Here is a 21347-nt window from a genome sequence, read left to right as displayed (position 1 = left end):
GGAGTTTCCTAGTTACTTTGCTTAGTACTTTTGTCAGTAATCAGCGGATGTTGGTTATTAACCAGAACCCATCCACTATTCTTGAGTTGGTGTTGGTTTGAAGTCACAACCACATCCCCCTCTTTCAAGCCCGAAACCACGCCAACATAGCCACCTTGTTTAGGGCCGACTTCAACAGTGCGCTGCACAACCTTGTACTCGTAAAATGGTGATGCATCGTTGCTCGAATGTTCGCTGGCCTTTTTAGTCGACGTATCCAACACAAACACGGTGTTCCCATATAAGGTGTAACTGATCGCAACAGAAGGTACCGCCACGATAGTGTCCGATTCTGATGTGATTAACGTAGCGTCGACATACATACCCGCCTCTAACGGCACAGCTTGGTTAGCCATGGCTCTCAATTCGATATTGTGCGTGTTGCTGTCTGAGCTCGGTTCAATGGCAGAAATCGTGCCGTGAAAGACTTCATCGTTCGTTGCTTCTGAATAAAACTGTAAATCTTGCCCTACCTTCACATCGTGTAAATAAAGCTCTGGAATAGAGAAATCGACATATTGCTTTGATTTGTCTTCCAGCTCGACAATCGCTGTGCTTGAATTAATAAAGTCACCCACATCGATATTACGAATCCCAACGCTGCCAGAAAATGGCGCTTTCACTTTCATGTAGTCAATTTGCGTAGCAATATATTCCAGCTTTGCACCTTCAGCATTAAATTGAGCTTGTAGCTTATCAACCGAGTTTTTTGAAACACTGTTATTTCTAAGGAGCAATTTGTTTCTCATCAATTCAACTCTTACCAATTCAACTTTGGATATCTGGCTCTTATAGTTGGATTTCAATAACGCATCATCCAATTTAACAAGAACATCACCTTTATTTACTTGCTGACCTGAAGTAAAGAGAATCTCTTTTACTTGGCCTGACATTTGACTCGTCACATCAATAGATTGATTAGAATGAATGTTACCAATGACTTTTAAACTTTTATCCCAAGTATCTTGATTTACTTTTTCCGTTGTTACAGATATAGCTGGCAATTTGAAATTAGCGACCTTCTCTTTGATCATTTCACCTTTTACATAGTGAAAGCCAAATACAAAAGACAGTAATATAAAAAGAGCTGACCCGACAATAACGCCTTTATACTTACTCATGTGTTCACCTTTTTTTTAAGTCTGGTCATTCTATCTATCGACACTGCCAATAAATCAAACTCATATAACATCCACCGAATGTTATATAAAATAAAAATCAAACTTTAAAAATCAAACACTTATGATAAAAACATCAATCGATACTCAATTTTTGTTTTATTGCTATTTTATTTGAACATGATTTATCTATTTTCTCGATCGATATAATTCTCATCGTTCCTTAAACAAATAAACGAGTTAACTATGTCGAATCAAATTAATCACACTAAAGTCGCTATTAAAGAAAAGATGAAACGTATATATGGAGAAGATGTTACCCATAAACATAATAAAGACCATTTAGAATATAGAGAGCATCAACCCTCTCATTCTGGTCAACATGGTGGCGACCCAGAAGGTCATAAGCATTTAGTCAATCACCATTCTGATGGTCATCATGATAAACATCACAAAAATAAAATGCATGACCATAAAAAATCATCGCGACTGCATCATAAAAAGTAGAAGACTGGATGAAGCCCAGATTATTAAAAATAAAGCATTAGATCAGTTCATCAACCAAATGTTGATTAATGCTTAATCAAACGTTAAACCAAATTAAAAAATGAAATAGCGAGTCAATGATGATGCTATTTCATTCAAGGATTACTATGTCATATATTATTGAACAACTTAGAGACTATCCGTTTATAGCGCTCTTTTTATCACTCGGTCTCGGTTACTTAATCGGTAAAATTAAAATCGGTAAGTTTGAATTAGGTGGAATCGCAGGTTCACTGCTTGTTGCTGTAGCACTTGGTCAGATCGGCGGTATCGCGATTTCTAACGAAGTAAAAAGCATCTTCTTTGCTTTATTTATTTTTATGGTGGGTTACAACGGCGGACCACAATTCTTCTCGTCATTCCGCCTCTCTTCACTCACACGCTTATTTGCTTCGTTCGTGATGACCTTTGTCGGGCTGATTACTGTCGTTTTACTCGCTAAGTGGGCAGGTTTAGACAAAGGATTAGCAGCGGGCCTTGCGGCTGGTGGCTTAACACAATCGGCAATCATAGGTACTGCAGGTAATGCTATTGATCAGCTGAACCTAGCACCAGATGTCACCTCAACACTTAAAACAAACGTGGCTGTGGGTTACTCGATCACCTACATCTTCGGCTCTCTTGGTCCGATTCTAATGATGTCACTCATTCCGATGGTGATGGGTTGGAACATCACTAAAGAAGCGAAAAAGCTCGCTGAACAAATGGGTTCTGGCAGCAAACAGTTAAATGAAGGGGAATTCTCAGCACTAAGCCGAGTGTCATCACGTGCCTATCAAGTAGGTAGCAATTCAATATTTGTTGGCAAAAGCGTGCTTGAGCTTGAAGAAGCGTTCAATGCAGACCTAACGATTGAAGCGATTCACCGAGGAAATGAAGACAAAGACACAAGCTTAGATCTGACCAAAAACCCAATCCTAGCTGCCAACGACAAAGTCTACCTTACAGGCTTAACTCAAGCATTCCCTAAAGTGACCTCACTGGGTGTTGAGCTAGGTGAATTTAGTGAAGAAAACAATGTGGTTCACACACGACAAAAAATCGTACTGACCAACAAAAAACTCGCTGGCGTTACTCTGCGTAAACTGCGTGATGAAACCAATGCGAACGTACGTCGAGGCGTATACGTGACACAGGTTTCTCGTATGGGGCACGACATCTCAACGCTACCAGAAACCGAACTTCACCTTGGTGATGAAGTCACTCTTGTCGGCCAAAAAGAAGACCTAGCAAAAGTAGCCAAAAAAGTCGGCTACAACAGCCCGCTTCCAAGCGTAACTGACTTCGTGACAATGTCTTTCGGCATGGTGCTTGGCTATCTGATTGGCGAGATTGGTTTCACCATCGGCGGTTCTCATATCGCTCTAGGTTCAGGTTTAGGCTGTTTGGTCTCTGGACTATTGGTTGGCTACTTAAGAATGCGCACACCACGTCTGGGCAGCATTAACCACGGTGCCGCTAACTTCATGCAAACCTTTGGCCTTGCTGTGTTCGTTGCCGTTGTGGGCATCAATGCAGGTGCTCCAGCACTGACGGCTATCAAACAAAATGGCGTAACCCTGCTGCTGCTTGGTGTATTGGTCACTCTTATCCCTCAAATACTGACGTTCCTATTCAACTACTACGTGTTGAAAATCAAGAACCCGGTAGAAGCCTTAGCCGTTGTCGCAGGTAGCCGCAGCGCTAACCCAGCTTTCGCATCGCTGCTAGAAAAAACACAAAACAGCACACCGGTACCGAGTTTCACGATGACTTATGCGGTTGCCAATATCTTCCTCACCTTATGGGGTCCGATCATCATCAACCTAATTACCAAAATCTCGTAATCAGCACCGAATCAACCAATTGATGATTCAACTTATTAATTAACGACTTAACACAGCAGCTAGCCAAGCAGACTAGCTGCTCAAAGAAATGACTCACTTATCTATCCAACAAACTTGGATCTTAAACAAATTAAAAGAGAAACGACTATGAAACGTACAGATGAAAAACGCCTAGAAACACTAAGCCCATTCGAAGTAAAAAACACACTGATCGACCTTGCCCAGCATTCACATGAAAAAACCATGATCAACGCTGGTCGTGGTAACCCAAACTGGGTCGCGACCGCGCCTCGTGAAGCCTTTTTCCAACTCGGTATGTTTGCGCTTGAAGAGTCAAAAGCAACCTTCTCTGGTTACCAAGGCTTTGGCGGCATGGGAGAAAAGGAAGACATTAGCCTGCGTTTCCTCCAATTCTGTGAGAAACACGAAGAACAAGAAGGCGTACAGTTTTTGATTGAAGCTTTTCAGTTCATCACAGATCAATATCACGTAGACGGTGATGCCCTTATTTATGAATGGGTTGCAGGCATTTTAGGCAATAACTACCCTGTCCCGGATCGCATGCTTAAGTACTCAGAGCTGATCGCACGTAAATACATAGAAAAAGAGATGGCAGGATCACAACCACTGCCTGCTGGGAAGTTTGACTTGTTTGCTGTTGAGGGTGGCACAGCGGCCATGGTTTACATCTTTAACACGCTAAAGAGCAACCGACTATTAAACCCTGGCGACACCATCGCGATTGGTGCGCCGATTTTCACTCCGTATATCGAAATGCCAGAGCTAGAAGATTACGCGCTCAACAAAGTTGAAATCATGGCGGATGAAGCGTCTGCGTGGCAAATTCCAGACTCTGAATTAGAAAAACTGAACGATCCAAGTGTTAAAGCTTTCTTCCTGGTTAACCCAAGCAACCCTGCTTCGGTTCGATTAAGCGATGAGACACTCTATAAGATTGCAGAGGTTGCTAACCGTCGCCCTGACCTCATCCTTCTTACTGATGATGTTTATGGCACTTTCGCTGATAACTTCACATCATTAGCAATGCTGGCTCCGAAGAACACGATTCTAGTGTATTCGTACTCTAAGTACTTTGGTGCAACAGGCTGGCGTTTAGGCGTGATTGGCGTGCACGAAGACAATAATTTCGACCGCATGATTCGTGATCTTCCAGAAGACACTCGAAGCACGTTATCTCAGCGATACCAAGGCATTGCACTTGAACCAAGTAAGATTAAGTTCATTGACCGTTTGGTGGCAGACAGCCGTGCAGTGGCATTGAACCATACCGCAGGTCTTTCAACACCTCAGCAGATCCAAATGACAATGTTCTCGCTACTGTCTTTGATGAAGGATGGCGAAGAGTACAAACGACTCGCAAAACAAATTGTGCGTCGTCGCTACCACACTCTAATGCAGAAGAACTTAGCCGCGCCAATCGTTGCCGAAGGCGATCAAACCGGTGCGTTCTATTACGTGGAGATTGATCTAAAAGAGATTGCTCAAACGATTCACAGCAACGACTTCTTCGCATGGTTAGAAGAAACGTATGAGCCGTTGGATTTCTTGGTTCGCCTTGCAGAAGAACATGGCGTGATTGTGATGCCGGGGGCAGGTTTTGATGCGCCAACGTGGTCTCTGCGAGTGTCTCTCGCTAACCTAGAGGAAGCTCAATACGCCAATATCACGAAAGCGATGAACGCGGTAATGCAGAGCTATGTTGAACGTTACGAAGCGGCTTGCTAACACGACCTCAGCCCTAGAAATCTCATAGAAAAGCGATAAATTCTGAGTGTAGATTCACTAAATTAGTGAGCCTACACTCAGTTCTTTTTATCTAAGACGATATATGAGAATAACTATTTGAACTCATAGGTGTAAGACGCACCAACACTGTTATTTTCACCAAAGTCATCCTCAGCAAAAATAGTGAAGAAGTTGAATGATTGAGCATCACTCAACTTGTAGCTAGCACCGACGCCTGCCCAATACCCTGAATAATCATCAGACCCCATTGAACCGCCACCGAAGCCCATGATAGACCATTCATCAGTAATCGTTTTTAAACCAAACGCACCAATGTAGCCACCGTGTGTTGAGCTCGGCATCAATACATAGTCAGAACCAACGTTATCGTCATCGAAAACCGCTACTTCGCCGTCATTATAGCTGTAACCAGCCATGGGGAAAATTTGCCAACCGAACGGCTCAATATCGAAATAGCTCAGTGGTATAAATGTGCCAATACTGTAGTTATTCTTATAAGCATCGTTGTCATATTCAGAACGGCTAAAGTTGAAGTTCACAATACCCATCGGCAACAGCCATGAACCGCCTAATCGCCACTCTTCGCCGTCCGCGTTGACACGAGCATTGATCATTCGCGCTTCATCTAAACCAATAGAGCCTGAGAACTGCAAATCTTCGTTATAAGCAACGCCCGCTTTGGTCACGATTTTAGTCGGGTCGTCAGGGTGCTTCTCTTCAGCAAAAGCACCCATCGATCCGAGCGTTGCCGTAGCAACAAGTAATAGATTACGTAATGTCATCAGAAGGTCGCACTAACGCCAACAAAGTGGATACGGCCATCGAATGATCCATTAATTAATGTAGCTGATGTATCGGCTAAGTTACGATTCATATCAACTGATCCTAAATCAGCGTATTCGTAGAACACGTCGATCAAGATATCATCCCAATACGTTGAAGCACCTACCGAGTATCGGTACTGCTCACCTACAGGTAGATCAACCCATTGCATTGACGGGTCATCTTGTGGAGACGTTTCGTAAGAGAAGCCTGCTTTTAAACGCCAGTCAGAATTAAGTTGGTAGTCAGCACCGACAGCAAACTTCCAAACGTCATCCCAGTCACGATCGAGCTGGAGCCCCCCAATTGGGGTTCCAAAATCTAAAACAGTAGTGTCCCATTCACTCCAACGGTGTAACTGAACACTTGCTAATAAATCTAACTGAGAGTTCAATGCATAGCTTGCACTTAAGTCGATAATCTCAGGCAAGATAATATCCGTTGATAACGAATTAAGCAGCAAGCTTCCATTTATTTCATTGTTAAATTCATGCTCTAGCTTCGAGCGGTAGCTCGCACCCAGCTTAAATTTATCATTTGGTGTAAACATTACACCAAGGTTGTAACCGTAAGCCCAATCAGTGTCTTGTTTTGCAGTAAATGCCGATGTCGTTTGTTGGAATGCACCCCAGCTAAATTGCACACCCGCGCCTACCGACCACTGGTCATTCAGCTTATAACTCAGTGATGGGTTCACTTGCATTGCAGTTAGAGTAATATCTTCTAGAAGCGCAGCACCCGCCCAATCACTGCCGTAATCTAGGCTCGAACCACCAACAGCACCGAGCGCAATACCAAGGTGCAATTTGTCTGTAACTTGATGCGCGTGGAAGGCACCAAATGAAGGAAGAACTGAATGCCCTTTCCCATCGCCGCTAGAATTTTGGTTATCTTTATATTTCATCTCAAGATCAAACGCCATGGTGTTGATGGTCGTTTTGCTTTCGCCCATATGAGACATAGTGGCAGGGTTCGTCCACATCGCAGCAGCAGATCGAGTGTAAACACCATCACCTGCGCCAGCAGTACCCGCGTTGGCAACAACGGCCTCTTGTAAAAACAGGCCGCTTGCGAAAGCGTTTAAACTTGTAAATATTGCGGTGGCAGCTAGAGAGTAGGTAAAAGTTTTGTTCATCAGGGTGCTCATTCAGCCTTAGACATTAAATTACTCTAAGGCTACCGCAAAGCCCTATAAAAAAAGGGAATATCGATTATTCCTGTACAAACGTTATTTAAACTTTCTCGCGACGTAAGGGCGTGGTTTGTCGCGGTTGATTTCACGTTGAGCAGCGATTGCTCTATTCTTGCCTAACCCTACCTTTATCTGATACCAGGTCTCGTAAAACACGGCCATGCCAGGGTTTGACCACCAAGTCTTGTTGTAGAGTTTCTTATTAGCAGCGACAACATCTGGCGACCGATTCGCACACTCAAGTGCTAACGCATAAGCTTCAGCGTAAGGGTCTTCGGCAATCTTGGTTACCAGCCCATAATCTTTTGCTGTTTCACTGTCGATCACCTTGGCCGTCATCGCCATTTCTAACGTATGATCCTTGCGCATCAACTCACGAAATGCGATGGCACCTCCCATATCTGGAATCAAACCCCATTTGGCTTCCAATATCGAGAAAGTCGCGTCTGGACTGGCCATCCTAAAATCACCACCACTGGCTAATTGAAGGCCGCCTCCCCAACAACGACCATGAATCGCAAAAATGACAGGACATGGGATCTCTCGCCAACCAAGCGAAAAGTGCTGCGCAGCATTAGGTAATGTCGGTAACCATTTGAACAAAAGCTTCATCGCCCCAACTTTACTGTTCAATAACGATTTAACATCTAAGCCAGAACAAAAATCGGAACCACTGCCCTTAACAATAACAGCTCGAATATCTCTGTTCTTCTTGAGCTCACTTATCATGTCATTAACGGCTTCAAACATCGCCATATCAATAGCATTGAGCTTATCGGGTCGATTCAACACAACCGTCGCAATTTGGTTTTCATCGATAGAACAAGTAATACGATCGAGGTTTGGCATGGTGGCTACCTTATAAGTGGTCAGACCTTTAGATTATACATTTTATTAACATATGCCAAACTTGCACATTAAGAAGCGAGACCTGTGTTGCTTAACACCGCCCCCTTACACAAACGACATCAATAAAAAAGCAGTGATGGATCGCTCCATTCACTGCTTTTCATTCGTAGCTTTTTCGCCAATAGCTTTGATTAGCAATAGGTTTTATTACCAATGGCTTTAGGTCATTGGCAGAACCTATGTTCTTCGAGACTTCAATAACAAGAAGATGAAGTAGCTACCACCAATAATGGAAACTAGCGTCCCTGCGGCGAGTTGAGCTGGGAATACCACGACTTGACCTAACCAGTCTGCAAATAGCATGAGAGCAGCACCAATTAAAAACGACAAGATGATCTGCTCTCGAACCAAACGAGCCCCCACCATTGCAGCGATATGCGGAGCTAACAAGCCGACAAACGCGACAGGCCCCATGGTGGTTGTCACGACCGAACATAAGATCGCAACAATGCACAACAATGCCACGTAGGCGATGTTGATGTTTAGCCCTCTCGCACTCGCGAACTGTCGGCCAGTAGCAATTAACGTTACCCAATGACTCAGCAGCAAAGCAACACCAATACAAACGGTGACCACGATAGCCATGATCGTTGCCGCATCAGGTTCAACGCGATACGTAGAGCCTGCCAACCAAGCCAATAAGGTGTATTTCCCCTCACCAACTCGTGTTAAGGAAAATTGCACTAAAGCCTCTAACACCGCGGTCAGCGAGATACCGGTCAGAATTAAGATAGACGGAGCAAACTGATGCTTCTTGCCAAGGAACAACAATAAACAGAGTGCAATCGCGCTGCCCAAAAACGCTACCCACGGGCTTAGCGAGTGAATCGAATACCCCATAAACAGGCTACTGAAAATCAAAGCTAGCACCGCGCCCGCCGACACACCAAGAATATCTGGGCTTGCGAGCGGGTTGTAGACCAATCTTTGTAAAATCACACCCGCCACCGCTAAGCCGCCACCAGCGAATATGGCAGTTAACATTCTCGGCCAGCGAATCGACCACTCAAATGCGTCTGGGATAACAAAATAGCCGATATCGGAAGAAGGCAGTGAGAGCGAGCTTAACGCCAACAAACCGAAGATCATCGTGCCCAACAAGAAATAAGCCAAAGGCGAAATGAACTTTGGTCCTTTCGGCATCGAGAAAAACAGCTGATCTTGAGCAGATAACTGCTTTCTCGCAATAATGATCAATGCAGGAGCACCAATCACAGCAGTTGCAGTTCCTGTTGGAATCATGTCCAAAGACCATTGTGCCAAGAAGATCGCCAAACTGTCAGTGATACAAAGTAATAACGCACCTAATACACAACTCGCGATGAGTTCAGATTTGGCCTTTAGAAAACCTAGATGCCTAGCAATGTTCGGAGCAATCAAGCCAATAAAACTGATCACGCCCACCGAGGTAATCGACACTGAAACTAACCAAACTCCAATAGCCATTAGCACAAAGAATGTCGTTCCGATGTTAAGGCCACGCGCTGCTGCCCCTTCTGTACCAATTGAAAGCAGAGTCAAAACTCTTGGAGCCAACAGGAAAATAGCAAAGATTGGCAGTAACTTAGGCATCAGCCAAAGTACTTGTTCCCAACCGTTCTGTCCTAGATCGCCCGCTCCCCATACAAACAGGTTCTGTGCGTACTGGTCGTTAAGCAGAATAATCGCAGTTGCGAATGCGCCCAGCAGTAAGTTAACTGCCATGCCCGCCAAAACAATCGGTAAACCGCTCATGTTTTTGATGCCAACAATGGAGACAATCAACCCCATTGCAAGCAGCGCACCAATTAGCGCAAACCAAACTGAATACTGAGCGACCAACATCGGCGCAACCACATTCAGAATAACCAGACCAAGCCATGCACCTGACGATGTACCTAAGGTTAGCGGCGACATCATGCGATTTTGTGTCAATTGTTGAAACAAGCTGCCGATGGTGCCAAGTGTTCCGCCAACCAAGATTGCCATCACCAAGCGAGGTAAATTGACATAGGCTAACGCCATCAACTCAAATGAATCATCAACCATTGAGTTGAATGTCGCGATGTCACTGATCTGTGAGACTTGCTGAAGCAACTCTCCAATAGGGCCAAATTCCGACTGCCCTAACCATAAATGAACAAGGGCAGCACAAAGCAGCGCAGCCCCCATCATAAAACCACTGGATTTCATTATTGCTCCGATAGCGTCAACAACGATTGCGCCATAGCTTCCGCGTTATACAAAATCGACATGGCACCACCGTAGCTCCAACTTGCTGCCACTGGGCTAGATTGACCATTACGAACAAAGGGCATGCTCTTCCAGACCGGAGAGCGGTCTAGTTTGTCTTGATATGGGAAAGGTTCAAAGTAAAGCGCAATACCGTTCTTCACGTTCTTAAGCTCGGTCATGCGTTTTTGACTGATGCCCCACTGACTTGCAGGAAGATCCATCGCATTTTCAAAACCTAGCTGCTCAAGTGCATATTGTGGAATAGAGTTATCGCCGTAAATGAACACCGAAGTGGTGCTCGCAAAACGAAAAGAGGTCACTTTCGGCTTGTCGCCCGGATACGCTTTATCCAGTTCAGCCTTAAGGACAGCGATACGCTCATCCATTACGGCCAGCTTTTGGTTCGCTTGCTCTTCTTTACCAAGCAACTGTCCGATCTTCTTGAAGTTCTCGATAGCAGCCGCTGCATTGCTGTGCTGGTCACTGTATGTTTGGTAGTAAAGCACGGGCGCGATTTCAGAAAGTCGTTCCTGAAGATCTTTCTGAGGCGAAGCGATAAGAATCACATCAGGGTTTAACTTCTTCAAAGCAGAAAAATTAGGCTCAGTTCGAGTGCCAATATCCGTCACGCCTTCAGGAATCGCAGGTTGAACAACCCAATCGCTATACCCAGCAATATCCGGCACCGCGACTGGAGTAACACCAAGTTCGATCACTTGCTCTGCAATGTCCCAGTTCAACGCAGCCACTCTAACAGGCTGACCTTCAAGGGTTTTAACGCCCTCGCTGTCTTCAACTTGATAATCCGCCATCGCATTAAACGATAAAGCGCTCGCTAATACGGTTACTACCAGGTTTGTATTCAAGCTCTTTGCTTTAGAAAAATGGGAAGCTATTCGTTGTAAATTCATACTGTTGCCTACTCAATCTAAATTCTATATTTCTTCAAACGACAAAAGCAGCCCAGTGAAGGCTGCTTTAAAATTGATCACTCTAACCTAGTTAGAATTCATAGTTCACGCTTAGCTCTACAGACTGCTCAGCACCGAACCAGCAGTTCGATTGGTCGTAACAGGCGTAATATTCTTCATTGAAAATATTGTTCACCGCTAGGTTCGCTGTTGCGCCAGATAGCGTATCGCTTGCTGCACCCAAATCATAACCCACCGACAAGTCAACAACCGTGTAAGACGGAACTTTACCTTGAGTATTGCTTGCGTCCATTTGCATTTCGCCAACGTAACGAGCACCTGCACTGAATCGAGAACCCGCTAGCATGCCGTTAAATACATTGTAGTTAGCCCACATGTTAGCTGTGTGTTCAGGTACATAGATTGGCGTCGTACCTTCTAAACCGTTGCTAGAGTCTTCGGTAATTTCCATATCAACATATGTGTATGAAGCCGCAATATCGAAGTTTTCTGTTGCGAACCAACGTCCAGATAGTTCTGCACCTTGCGATACCACTTCACCGACTTGGATCCTTGGACCATAAACATTTGTCGGGTCTGTCATCAACATGTCTTGCTTAACAATATGGAATAGAGAAACTGTTGCTTCCTTCGACATATCGTCAGACAGGTATTTCACACCGATCTCTGCTTGTTGTGCGTTCTCTGGGTCGAATTCGTTACCTGCTTTATCGACACCCGGAGCTGGTTCAAAGCTAGTCGCATAGCTTGCAAACGGTGCTAAACCATTATCAAACTGGTACAAGCCACCTAAACGGTAAGTGAACTGCTTGTGATCAGATTCATGAGCGTAGTAATCACTCTCAGATTTGTAGTGATCAAATCGCGCACCCGCAATCAGTACTAATGCGTCCAGACGAACTTGGTCTTGAACGTAGAAACCCAGCTGACTTGACGTCGTGTCATCTAAGTATTCGTTTTCTTTTGTAACGTCACTACGGTCAAGCAGATCGTTGTTAGGGTTTAATGGATCAAAGCTATTAAAGCCACTGCCATTCGCACTGTAAGCTGAGTAGTTAACATTGCCATCCATGTCTTGGTAATCTAAACCAAGCAATAAGTTGTGTTCTACTGAACCAACATTAACGATACCGCTCAACTGGTTATCAATAACAAAACCTTTGAAGCTTTCATCTGTTGAATAGAGCGCTCGAGTCAACTGGTTTGGTGTGCTTGGATCGTAACTAAGGTGATATGTGTTCTCTTGATATAGAGATGCATCGGTATAGCGAGCATTCTGTAGGAATGTCCAGCTGTCATTAAAGTCATGGTTAATTTTGTAACCCACCATAAGAACTTCACGCTCAAACTTACTCCAGTTCTTATCACCCATAGAAACCGAAGGGTCACTCGCTTTCAATACATCCAAAGGCGTTGCTGAGTTAATGCCCATAGAAGGGTCGTTTTGGTAGTAAAGGTTAAAGTTGATTAACGTTTGTTCGCTTACTTGCCAATCGACAGAAGGAGCAATCAAATAACGCTCTTCTTCAGCGTTATCAACTTGGCTATCTTGTTTACGCGCAAGAGCGATCAAACGGTATGAAAAGTCGCTATCACCAAACTGTCCTGTCGTATCAATCGAAGCTTCTTGTAGGTTTCTCGAACCTGTGGCAACACCCACCTTCGTTGATTGTTCAGTTTGAGGAGCCTTAGCGATCATGTTCACCATACCACCCGGTGGCATTGCACCGTAAAGCACTGATGTTGGACCTTTAAAAATCTCAACTTGTTGCATTGCGATAGGATCAATCTGCGGCTGTAAGTTCCAGCCATTCAAGGACTGTAGAGAAAGACCATCGTAGTAGTTTACATTGTTGGTGTTGAATCCTCGGATAGAGTAAGAGTCGAACATGGTTACAGAACCACCACGGTTTTCAGTTACAACACCCGGTGCATAACGAAGGGCTTGATTCAAAGATTGAACACCTCGTTGCTCTAACTGTTCTTCATCAATAACGGTAATACCTTGAGGCGTTTCTTCTGGCTCAAGTGCCGACTTAGTCGCGGTATTACGATAGGCTTTACCCATAATCGTAACAGTTTCTACATTCGAATCTGCTACTGTAGCTGTCTCTTCCGCCAAGGCTTGCGCTGAAAATGCAGTGAGCAACGCTACTGCAAGTGATGAATACTTAAAACGAGTGTGAGTGGTCATGATTCCCTCGGTACCAATGCTTAATATAAATAATAATAAATCTCATTTGCATTGTATGTATCTATGAATGGGATAATTAACAATTTGGTGCAAGTTCAAAAAGAACTTGGCCTATTTTAATGAAATATAGGTCAATTGATGATTAAAAATACAATTGACCCTATCAACATGAAGGCTTTGCTAGGAAGGAAATGCGAGGATATGACTGCGATTTAATAATAGGGATCCAGTACTCCATTTCTGCATTAGTAGCATGGGCTTGATAGCCAAATGGGTACACTTCAAGCTCATAACCATCAAGGCCACGATAACCAGAACTCGGCATCCAATTCAGCACAAACCAACTCAAGGTATGTCGCAGATTCTCTATAGGCCCGCAGTGCTTAACCACGGCATAGGTTTGCTTGGGGATGGTCAGCACTTCTAACTTGTCAGAAATGAGACTTGGTAGTTGTGGAATTGAAACTCCATCATGAAGCTCGACCCCTGCCCAATAATGAATGTTAGTCCCGTCAAAGCATGACTGAGTGAGATCGACAACACCAATAAACTGTAATGCGTTGTCATCGGGCAAACTCACTTCGCCTTCTAAGCGCGACCACAATTGAGGGACTTTTTGTGCAAAATCTTGGGTCAGTGAAAACAAGCCGCTTATTTCTGAGGTAATACCTTTAACAAGGAAAGACTCTCTTTCATCAATGCGTACCTCAACAAAACTCAGAGCGCCTTTCTCTTCTGCACTCACGGTTTCAGAAACTTGTATCGGCTTTCTTAGTCCAACTCTTTTGCCCGCTTTTCTATATTGGCTTGGGCTTGCCCCAAACATCTGCTTAAAGGAACGACTAAAACTGATTTCTGAGTTGAACCCAAGCCCAAGTGCAACATCAATGACACGCTCTCTTCCATCAAGTAGCTCTTCGGCAGCCTGGCTCAGCTTTAGCTCTCTCACGTAGTTAGCCACAGTAAGCCCTGTTTCGGCTTGAAACACTCTTTGCAGTTGCCAGCGAGACCAACAGCTTTGCTTTGCAATATCTTCTAGAGATAACGCAGAACTAAGATTCGCATGGATATAAGCCAAGACGCGGCTGATACGGTCAAATGCAGGTGTGTTCATATTCAAGCTTTCAAACTCTCGGTAGTGGTAACAACATATTAGATTCAGAAATACTTTTTATCATTTAAAGCGACTTTTATCACTTAAAATGACCAAGGCATGCTCAATTTATAAATATCTTATATAACGAGTTCTCCGCGGGTATGCTCCATTTTGTATGGTTATCCTCGAGAAGGTTCGCTATGATAACGAAACTGATTCTCATTTAATGGTTTATGATGCTTTCCCAGCTGCACAACATCATCACTCGTCGGAGAGCGCCTTCTCTACACCAAAAAATCTTCGCTTACTCTAAACAAGTCACGCCTTATTTAAGCGGCAGCTATGGATCTCTGAGCAGCAGAAGCATCGCAATGACGAATGAGAAGAGCCATATCGAGATCAAACGTGTTTACGATGGCTTAGCGGAAAATCACACAGAAGCAGGTAAAGCTTATTGGTTGACCCGGACTTGGGATCTCGTCTGCTGGCAGCCCATCTATGTGACCTTCGTTTCTATCTACGGCCTTCACTCCCTGCCTGATATCAAGAATATCGGTCAGTTTAGGTACAAAGAGTTCGTCACAGGATATCGCTTCTTTAATGGTGATCATCAACACGGCTCACCTGAGGAATTGATACCTAAAGCTGGCGAAGCCATACTTGCACTCACTGAGTTTTATCGCAGCCAAATAAGTGAATGGACACGTATTCGTCCGGGGTTTACCAATCATTTATTGGCTGACCTACTGTTAGGCAGTTTGATAAAACTTCAGCAACACGAACCAAGCCTAACCAACGACTATATCACTGAACAAGCTAAGCTTTGGTTAGCAGCATGCCAATTGTCAGAAAGTCATTTGGACAGCCTGAAGGTTGATACTAATTCGGGCATGCTAAAGCTAATCAGAGTCAGCTGCTGCTTAGTTTACAAATGCGAATCAGGAAAGTATTGCGACGATTGTCCAAGACATCCCGACAACAAAAAAGCAGCTCAATAACACCCTCTATTTTTAAAGGCCAATAAAGCTCGTTTGATTTCATTGAGTCGCTTTATTGGTCTAGGCACAGGACTGACATGTTTCAGCTTTCAAACATCAAAATTGTTCGTGATGAACGAACCATTCTATCAATCGAAAACCTTACGATTCCGACCAATGAACTCACTGTCGTTCTTGGCCATAATGGTTCAGGTAAATCTACACTCGTTAATTTGCTATCAGGGCAGATGTTACCGGATCATGGCAGCGTTGAATTAGACGGCACTTCTCTTTCTTCATTAAAAAGCAAAGACTTAGCTAAGAAGATTGCGTATTTACCGCAAAAACTCCCAGCTTCTGCTGGCTTAACCGTCGAAGAACTGGTTCGTTTAGGCCGCTTTCCATGGCGAGGGGCATTAGGCCGTTGGAATTCAGAAGATAAATCGATCATCCAACAAGCAATGGAAAGAACTGGGGTTACTGAATTCTCACAAGCATTAGCGGATGATTTGTCTGGTGGTGAACGTCAACGTGCATGGGTTTCTATGCTACTGGCTCAACAGTCGCCGGTATTGATCCTTGATGAACCGACCTCTGCATTGGATGTTCATCATCAATTTCAACTGATGGGCTTACTGTCGGAACTCAACAAAAAAGAAAATGTTGGGGTGATCGTTATTTTACACGACTTGAATCTTGCGCTGCGCTACGCGACACACATCGTTGCTTTAAAGAAAGGTCAGATCGCATTTGAAGGCAGTGCCGATAAGTTACTCGATGAACAGGCATTATCGGCACTGTATGAGTCCCCTATCCGACTGATCGACCACCCAGTTCCAGCCAAAACAGCCGCAAGCGAGAAAGTCGCCGTGGTCTGCGAATAACTTATATTCTGACAGTTAAACCCAAACGCTGAACATTATAAAGGCCATTGAAATTCATCACTTCAATGGCCTTTTCTGTTTAAATTCGCTAACTAATTCTAACTCACTAGCTAAGCTGAGAATCTCTGGCTTCTTGGCTACTAAAGCCACGCAAAATGTTAAACAGGGTAATCAATGTGAACAGCATGATGACGAGCGATAAATGCCACGCTTCTCCCAGCCCTAATTGAACTAACCCCATACTCACCATGGAAGACACCACCATCTGCCCGCCGCCAGACATCGCAGCCGCCGCGCCTGCATTCTTCTTATAAGGCAACATCACTAATGCCTGAGCACAAGGCAGCGCAATACCATTACCAAGGATCATCAAGAACTGACCAAGCATGAGATATAAAGGATCGAGTGGACAGAAGAACAGCCACAACGCCGCAGCAACGTGCAGTACAGGCGTACATAACAGAGTTTTCTTGTTACCAAGCATAGGGCGAATACGGTTACATAAGCTTGTTCCACCTAGCATGCCTAATGCAGGAATCACCGCCCACATCGCGTATTCATCTGACGTCATGCCGATCTGGTTCTGCATGATAAACGGCATCACCGACACAGTGGTGATCATCAAGCTAAAGTTAAGCCAACCGATACTCGCGAAGCTCATAAAATAACGAGAAGTGAGTAGCTCTTTATATTGAGAAACCATTTTCTTCGGTGAAGGGATAGCCGAGACCTGAGTAACAGTTTCTTTAAACTTGAACGCCAATACCACCCAAGCCAATGAGACATAGCCAAGTAGTGAGATAAACACCATACTCCAGCCAAAATGGAAGTTGATAAAGCCGCCGATAACGGGCGCAATCAAAGGTGTAATAGACGCAACCATTGCAATGTAAGACATCGCGAGCGGTAAATCTGCCCCACTGAATCGGTCTCGCGTGGAAGCACGAGCAAGTACCGCGCAACAACCAGTACCTAAGCCTTGCAGGAATCGCCCCATCACCATACTGGTAAACGAGTGGCTGAAGAAGATGATCATCAATAGTCCCAGCATGGCGATCAACAGGCCACTCAACAGTACCTTCTTACGTCCCAAAGCATCGGAAATGGGGCCATAAATAAACTGGGAAGGACCGAAGCCTAATAAATACACACTCACCAGAAGTTGAGCTTGCTCTAGCGAGACATCAAAATCCTTGGCGATCCAAGGTAAAGAAGGGAACACCAAGCCCATACTGAGCTGGCCAATACTGATGACCAAACACGCAAGTAAGATCGATTTAAAATCAAATCTACGACTCATCGTTTAATTCGTCCATTCGAGGAAAAATCGTGCGTATCTAACTCACAACATAAAAACTGAGAAAATAGCAAAAATGCTGCTGGCGAGTTGTTCATAATGCTCCGACGGGATCAAATAGAGAAAGGCACAGTAAACATACGTGAGCTTGTATAATCATACAATAGGCGTTCAGCTAAATATGTGAATAGTCACTTTTCAGCAACCTCGGCTTTCCGCCTACCGGTCATAGGCGCTAGACTAACACTAGATGCTCATAATCAAGGGACTTCAATGAACACTCATCACCGTATTTTTTCATGTGCTTTGGCGCTGCTTGCCTCTGGTCCTATAACGTCAGCATTTGCGTGGCAAGCAGAAAAGATCACTGACGGACTCGTGATCCCTTGGGGTTTAGCTTATGTGAACGATAAGTCCATGCTAGTCACCGAAAAATCAGGCGTCATTAAACATGTCGATTTAAAAACAGGCGATCAAAGCACACTGTTCAGGCTGCCCAATGTTTGGGCTAAAGGCCAAGGTGGATTATTGGATATCGCACTCTCTCCTTTTGAAAACGGTAAGTTCTACGTCACTTACAGTAAGGACGTCGATGGTGAAGGCGTAACCACACTCGCTTCTGCTACATACAAAGATGATGAAGTATCCAATTGGCAAGATATGTTTGTTTCCAAGTCGAGAACTGACACCGGACGTCACTTTGGTAGCCGTATCACCTTTGATGATAGCCACCTGTATTTTTCGATCGGTGACCGTGGTGATCGAGACAACGGCCAAAACACCTTAACCCATGCTGGCTCGATATTGCGGTTAAATGCTGACGGGAGCATACCAAGCGACAACCCTTTCACAGATAACGACAAGGTTCTCGATGAGATTTGGAGTTTCGGTCACCGCAACCCACAAGGGCTTTTCTATGATTTCCCAAGTCAAAAACTTTGGTCGATTGAACACGGTCCACGTGGCGGTGATGAAATCAACCTAATAAAAGCAGGTGCTAACTATGGGTGGCCAGTGACATCGCACGGCAAAGAGTATTGGGGCCCTATCAGCGTTGGTGATTCGGAAACCAAAGAAGGCATCGAAGCACCTAAAAAGATATACATTCCCTCAATCGCACCGGGAAGTTTGATCGTCTACCAAGGCGAGAAATACCCAGAACTGCAAGGTAAACTGTTGGCAGGGGCACTCAAACTTACCCACATCAATATCGTCACAGTCAACGAGAAAGGTAAGGCAATAAAAGAAGAGCGCATTTTAGAGGACTTAGGGGAAAGAATTAGAGACATCGAAACCTCACCAAACGGTGACATCTATTTTAGTACTGATAACGGCAACCTTTACCGACTGAAAAAATAGCCTGACCCTCTTTAAAATAGAGACACGATACTGACAACGAAATTTATAAATACAAGCCGTTAAAACTGGGCTCAAAGTCCAAATAGCGGCTTACTCACTACAAAATAAAATGTACCAAAACAGTGCAACAACTCTAATTTCGTCATCAAACATACCTATGTTTTTCACAAAAACGACAAGAAATCACCATACAACTGTAACTCCATGATATTTAAGGAATGCAAAGTTTGACTACCCCCAAGTTTCTGCAACCTTTCCCTATGTATTCGATTGACTATCCCCTGATTTGATTTAGACTCGTTTCCGGCTAGAAAGAAAGTTCTTTGTATATAAACATTTCGTTGGATTACTAGTAACCCCGTTGTGTTGTACGCAATAGCAATAAACTTTTCCGCGCTATCAGTGCCACAATTGGCTCAAAATAAAAATTTAATTTTAGGATATCATCATGTCTAACACAGTTACTGGTACAGTAAAGTGGTTCAACGAAACTAAAGGCTTCGGCTTCATTCAACAAGAAAACGGCCCAGACGTATTCGCACACTTCTCTGCTATCACAGGCGACGGTTTCAAAACTCTTGCTGAAGGCCAAAAAGTTGAGTTCGTAGTATCTCAAGGTCAAAAAGGCCCACAAGCTGACAGCATCAAAGTACTTTAATTTAGTATTTTAAAGCTTTCTAAAAATAGCCAGCCTCTGCTGGCTATTTTTTTACCCGCTATTCAGAGATTTAAGGTAATATTCCCCTTCACTATTTCTACCTAAGACACCCCCTCAATGGCTCTTAAACCGACAATCTACAAGTTTCGTATCTCTCTAACCGATATGAATCGCGACTATTACGATTCTTTTAATCTAACGGTTGCACAACACCCTTCAGAAACAGAACAGCGAATGATGGCTCGTATCATGGCTTTCTGTATCAATGCGTCTCCTGAACTTGAGTTCACTAAAGGGTTGTCTAGCATTGAAGAACCCGATTTATGGCAGAAATCGTTAGATGATCAAATTCTAGAATGGGTTGATGTGGGCGAACCGGATCCAGAACGTGTTAAGAAGGCAACTCGCCTATCTAAATCAGTGCGTGTATTCAGCTTTAACACGAAATCAAACGTTTGGTGGGAGCAGAACAAAGGTAAGTTCGGTTACCTAAAAGCTCAGATCGTTCGTCTAGACAACGATGGTATTGAGCAATTAGCTGCAATGACGCAACGCACAATGGATCTTTCAGTAATGCTGTCAGGTAACTCTGCTTTCGTAAATAGCGACACGCAATCAGCTGAAGTAACGTGGGAAGAGCTACAGAGTAATGACTGAGCTACCAACTAACAGTCAGCAGAAACTTGAAGCAAACCAGCAAGCCAAAACTAAACTCTACGTTTGTTTGAAAGAGTCTGGTTTAGACTCAGTAACTGCGATTGCGACAGGTTTTGAAAAAGAGCTAGCGTCTTTTATCGACGCAAATCATGCCCTGTTTAAACACGCTTGTGAGAATAAGCCTGATAACTCGTCGCGTCAGACACTGCTTGGCTTGTTGACCAAAGAGCATATCGACGCAAGCTATCGTTTTGAGAGTAATAAAGACGCTAACGAAGCGATGCAAAGTGTCTTCGATAATACAGTAGGCAGTGAGCACGGCGACAAGTTTCAAAACTCTAACGCTCAGCAGTTAAAATTAGTGACGCATTTATGGTTGTTCATTCAAGGACGACTAGGAATGGATTACAGCCTAGCCAATGATCATGCTGCTATAGCCGCGACGCTACTGTCTCGCATTTCGAGAAGCAGTGATGATGAGATTCGCGTAGAGTTCATGGCGAGTTTTTATGATGGCTTGAACATCTATCAAGCCGAGAACAAACCATCAGGTATTGTTCATCACTTAAAGCGTTTGTTTAATCTTTCTTAAGTATTCCACCAGCTGCTGTACCCCAATTTGCGCTTTATAGATTCTGTAGAGCGCATCTAATTTCCGTCCTAATCAAACAACTCTCCTCGAAAAAGCAGATTCCCTATTACGCTCGTTCCTTACTTTAGGGAATGATAAAAGTTAAGGAGTCGCTCATTCTTCAGTCTAGGGAGTGATGACATTCGTAGTTATTGTAGTTAACTTCATTGCAAGTACAAAAATGTATGGTCCGCCCCGTTATTGCAACTACAATTAAGTAATAACGGAG

The 21347-nt window shown here is 44.0% G+C and carries 18 protein-coding genes; 9 read left to right on the top strand and 9 right to left on the bottom strand.

Annotated elements, in window-relative coordinates; all coding sequences use genetic code 11:
- Positions 1 to 8: 8 nt before the first annotated feature.
- Positions 9 to 1160, bottom strand: coding sequence for an efflux RND transporter periplasmic adaptor subunit (locus OQJ75_RS20205; protein WP_265974664.1), 1152 nt, complete (start codon positions 1158 to 1160; stop codon positions 9 to 11).
- A gap of 243 nt (positions 1161 to 1403) precedes the next feature.
- Between OQJ75_RS20205 and OQJ75_RS20200 the strand changes: the two genes are divergently transcribed.
- The 3 genes from OQJ75_RS20200 to OQJ75_RS20190 all read left to right on the top strand — a co-directional run bounded on the left by OQJ75_RS20200 (position 1404) and on the right by OQJ75_RS20190 (position 5275).
- Positions 1404 to 1664 (top strand): hypothetical protein, encoded by a 261-nt coding sequence (locus tag OQJ75_RS20200; RefSeq protein ID WP_265974662.1) that lies wholly within the window; start codon positions 1404 to 1406, stop codon positions 1662 to 1664.
- A gap of 146 nt (positions 1665 to 1810) precedes the next feature.
- Positions 1811 to 3529 carry an aspartate-alanine antiporter gene (gene aspT / locus OQJ75_RS20195; RefSeq protein WP_265974661.1) on the top strand — a complete coding sequence of 573 codons (1719 nt, stop codon included), beginning with the start codon at positions 1811 to 1813 and terminating at the stop codon, positions 3527 to 3529.
- A gap of 147 nt (positions 3530 to 3676) precedes the next feature.
- Entirely contained in the window at positions 3677 to 5275 is a 1599-nt protein-coding gene (locus OQJ75_RS20190) for a bifunctional aspartate transaminase/aspartate 4-decarboxylase (protein ID WP_265974659.1), read from the top strand.
- A gap of 113 nt (positions 5276 to 5388) precedes the next feature.
- Here OQJ75_RS20190 and OQJ75_RS20185 read toward each other — a convergent pair whose 3' ends face one another.
- The 7 genes from OQJ75_RS20185 to OQJ75_RS20155 form a co-directional block, all read right to left on the bottom strand.
- Positions 5389 to 6078 carry a hypothetical protein gene (locus tag OQJ75_RS20185; RefSeq protein ID WP_265974658.1) on the bottom strand — a complete coding sequence of 230 codons (690 nt, stop codon included), beginning with the start codon at positions 6076 to 6078 and terminating at the stop codon, positions 5389 to 5391.
- On the bottom strand, positions 6078 to 7253 hold the full coding sequence (locus OQJ75_RS20180) for an OmpP1/FadL family transporter (protein WP_265974657.1): 1176 nt from the start codon (positions 7251 to 7253) through the stop codon (positions 6078 to 6080). Before OQJ75_RS20180 ends, OQJ75_RS20185 begins: the two co-directional genes overlap by 1 nt.
- A 93-nt stretch (positions 7254 to 7346) precedes the next feature.
- Positions 7347 to 8159 (bottom strand): crotonase/enoyl-CoA hydratase family protein, encoded by an 813-nt coding sequence (locus OQJ75_RS20175; RefSeq protein WP_265974656.1) that lies wholly within the window; start codon positions 8157 to 8159, stop codon positions 7347 to 7349.
- A gap of 237 nt (positions 8160 to 8396) precedes the next feature.
- Entirely contained in the window at positions 8397 to 10391 is a 1995-nt protein-coding gene (gene fhuB, locus OQJ75_RS20170; RefSeq protein WP_265974654.1) for a Fe(3+)-hydroxamate ABC transporter permease FhuB, read from the bottom strand.
- Complete coding sequence (locus tag OQJ75_RS20165; protein ID WP_265974653.1) at positions 10391 to 11344, bottom strand: iron-siderophore ABC transporter substrate-binding protein; 954 nt, start codon at positions 11342 to 11344, stop codon at positions 10391 to 10393. Before OQJ75_RS20165 ends, fhuB begins: the two co-directional genes overlap by 1 nt.
- Before the next feature lie 91 nt (positions 11345 to 11435).
- The gene (locus OQJ75_RS20160; RefSeq protein ID WP_265974652.1) at positions 11436 to 13559 is read right to left on the bottom strand and encodes a TonB-dependent siderophore receptor; all 2124 of its coding nucleotides are present in this window, start codon (positions 13557 to 13559) and stop codon (positions 11436 to 11438) included.
- 163 nt (positions 13560 to 13722) lie between these two features.
- Positions 13723 to 14673, bottom strand: coding sequence for an AraC family transcriptional regulator (locus OQJ75_RS20155; protein ID WP_265974651.1), 951 nt, complete (start codon positions 14671 to 14673; stop codon positions 13723 to 13725).
- Positions 14674 to 14891: 218 nt separating this feature from the next.
- Between OQJ75_RS20155 and OQJ75_RS20150 the strand changes: the two genes are divergently transcribed.
- A complete protein-coding gene (locus OQJ75_RS20150; protein WP_248376740.1) occupies positions 14892 to 15653 on the top strand; it encodes a siderophore ferric iron reductase in 762 nt (253 codons plus the stop codon).
- Between the two features lie 77 nt (positions 15654 to 15730).
- Positions 15731 to 16516 carry an ABC transporter ATP-binding protein gene (locus OQJ75_RS20145; protein ID WP_265974650.1) on the top strand — a complete coding sequence of 262 codons (786 nt, stop codon included), beginning with the start codon at positions 15731 to 15733 and terminating at the stop codon, positions 16514 to 16516.
- A 106-nt stretch (positions 16517 to 16622) separates the two neighbouring features.
- Here the strand turns inward: OQJ75_RS20145 and OQJ75_RS20140 are convergent, their stop codons facing one another.
- Positions 16623 to 17816: a multidrug effflux MFS transporter gene (locus tag OQJ75_RS20140; protein ID WP_260811837.1), complete on the bottom strand. Its 1194-nt coding sequence runs from the start codon at positions 17814 to 17816 to the stop codon at positions 16623 to 16625.
- 270 nt (positions 17817 to 18086) lie between these two features.
- On the opposite strand from OQJ75_RS20140, the gene OQJ75_RS20135 reads away from it, so the two are divergent.
- The 4 genes from OQJ75_RS20135 to OQJ75_RS20120 all read left to right on the top strand — a co-directional run bounded on the left by OQJ75_RS20135 (position 18087) and on the right by OQJ75_RS20120 (position 21079).
- Positions 18087 to 19172 (top strand): PQQ-dependent sugar dehydrogenase, encoded by a 1086-nt coding sequence (locus tag OQJ75_RS20135; RefSeq protein WP_265974649.1) that lies wholly within the window; start codon positions 18087 to 18089, stop codon positions 19170 to 19172.
- A 448-nt stretch (positions 19173 to 19620) separates the two neighbouring features.
- Positions 19621 to 19830, top strand: a complete 210-nt coding sequence (locus OQJ75_RS20130; protein WP_010430417.1) for a cold-shock protein — start codon at positions 19621 to 19623, stop codon at positions 19828 to 19830.
- Between the two features lie 117 nt (positions 19831 to 19947).
- Positions 19948 to 20487: a YaeQ family protein gene (locus OQJ75_RS20125; protein WP_019822856.1), complete on the top strand. Its 540-nt coding sequence runs from the start codon at positions 19948 to 19950 to the stop codon at positions 20485 to 20487.
- A complete protein-coding gene (locus OQJ75_RS20120) occupies positions 20480 to 21079 on the top strand; it encodes a hypothetical protein (protein ID WP_265974648.1) in 600 nt (199 codons plus the stop codon). Before OQJ75_RS20125 ends, OQJ75_RS20120 begins: the two co-directional genes overlap by 8 nt.
- Positions 21080 to 21347 lie beyond the last annotated feature (268 nt).

Origin of the sequence: Vibrio sp. 14G-20 (assembly GCF_026241515.1) — a bacterium.
In the GTDB taxonomy this organism is placed as follows: Bacteria; Pseudomonadota; Gammaproteobacteria; order Enterobacterales; family Vibrionaceae; genus Vibrio.
The sequence above is the reverse complement of the archived record's forward strand: the minus strand, read 5'-3'. Positions and strand labels throughout refer to the sequence as shown.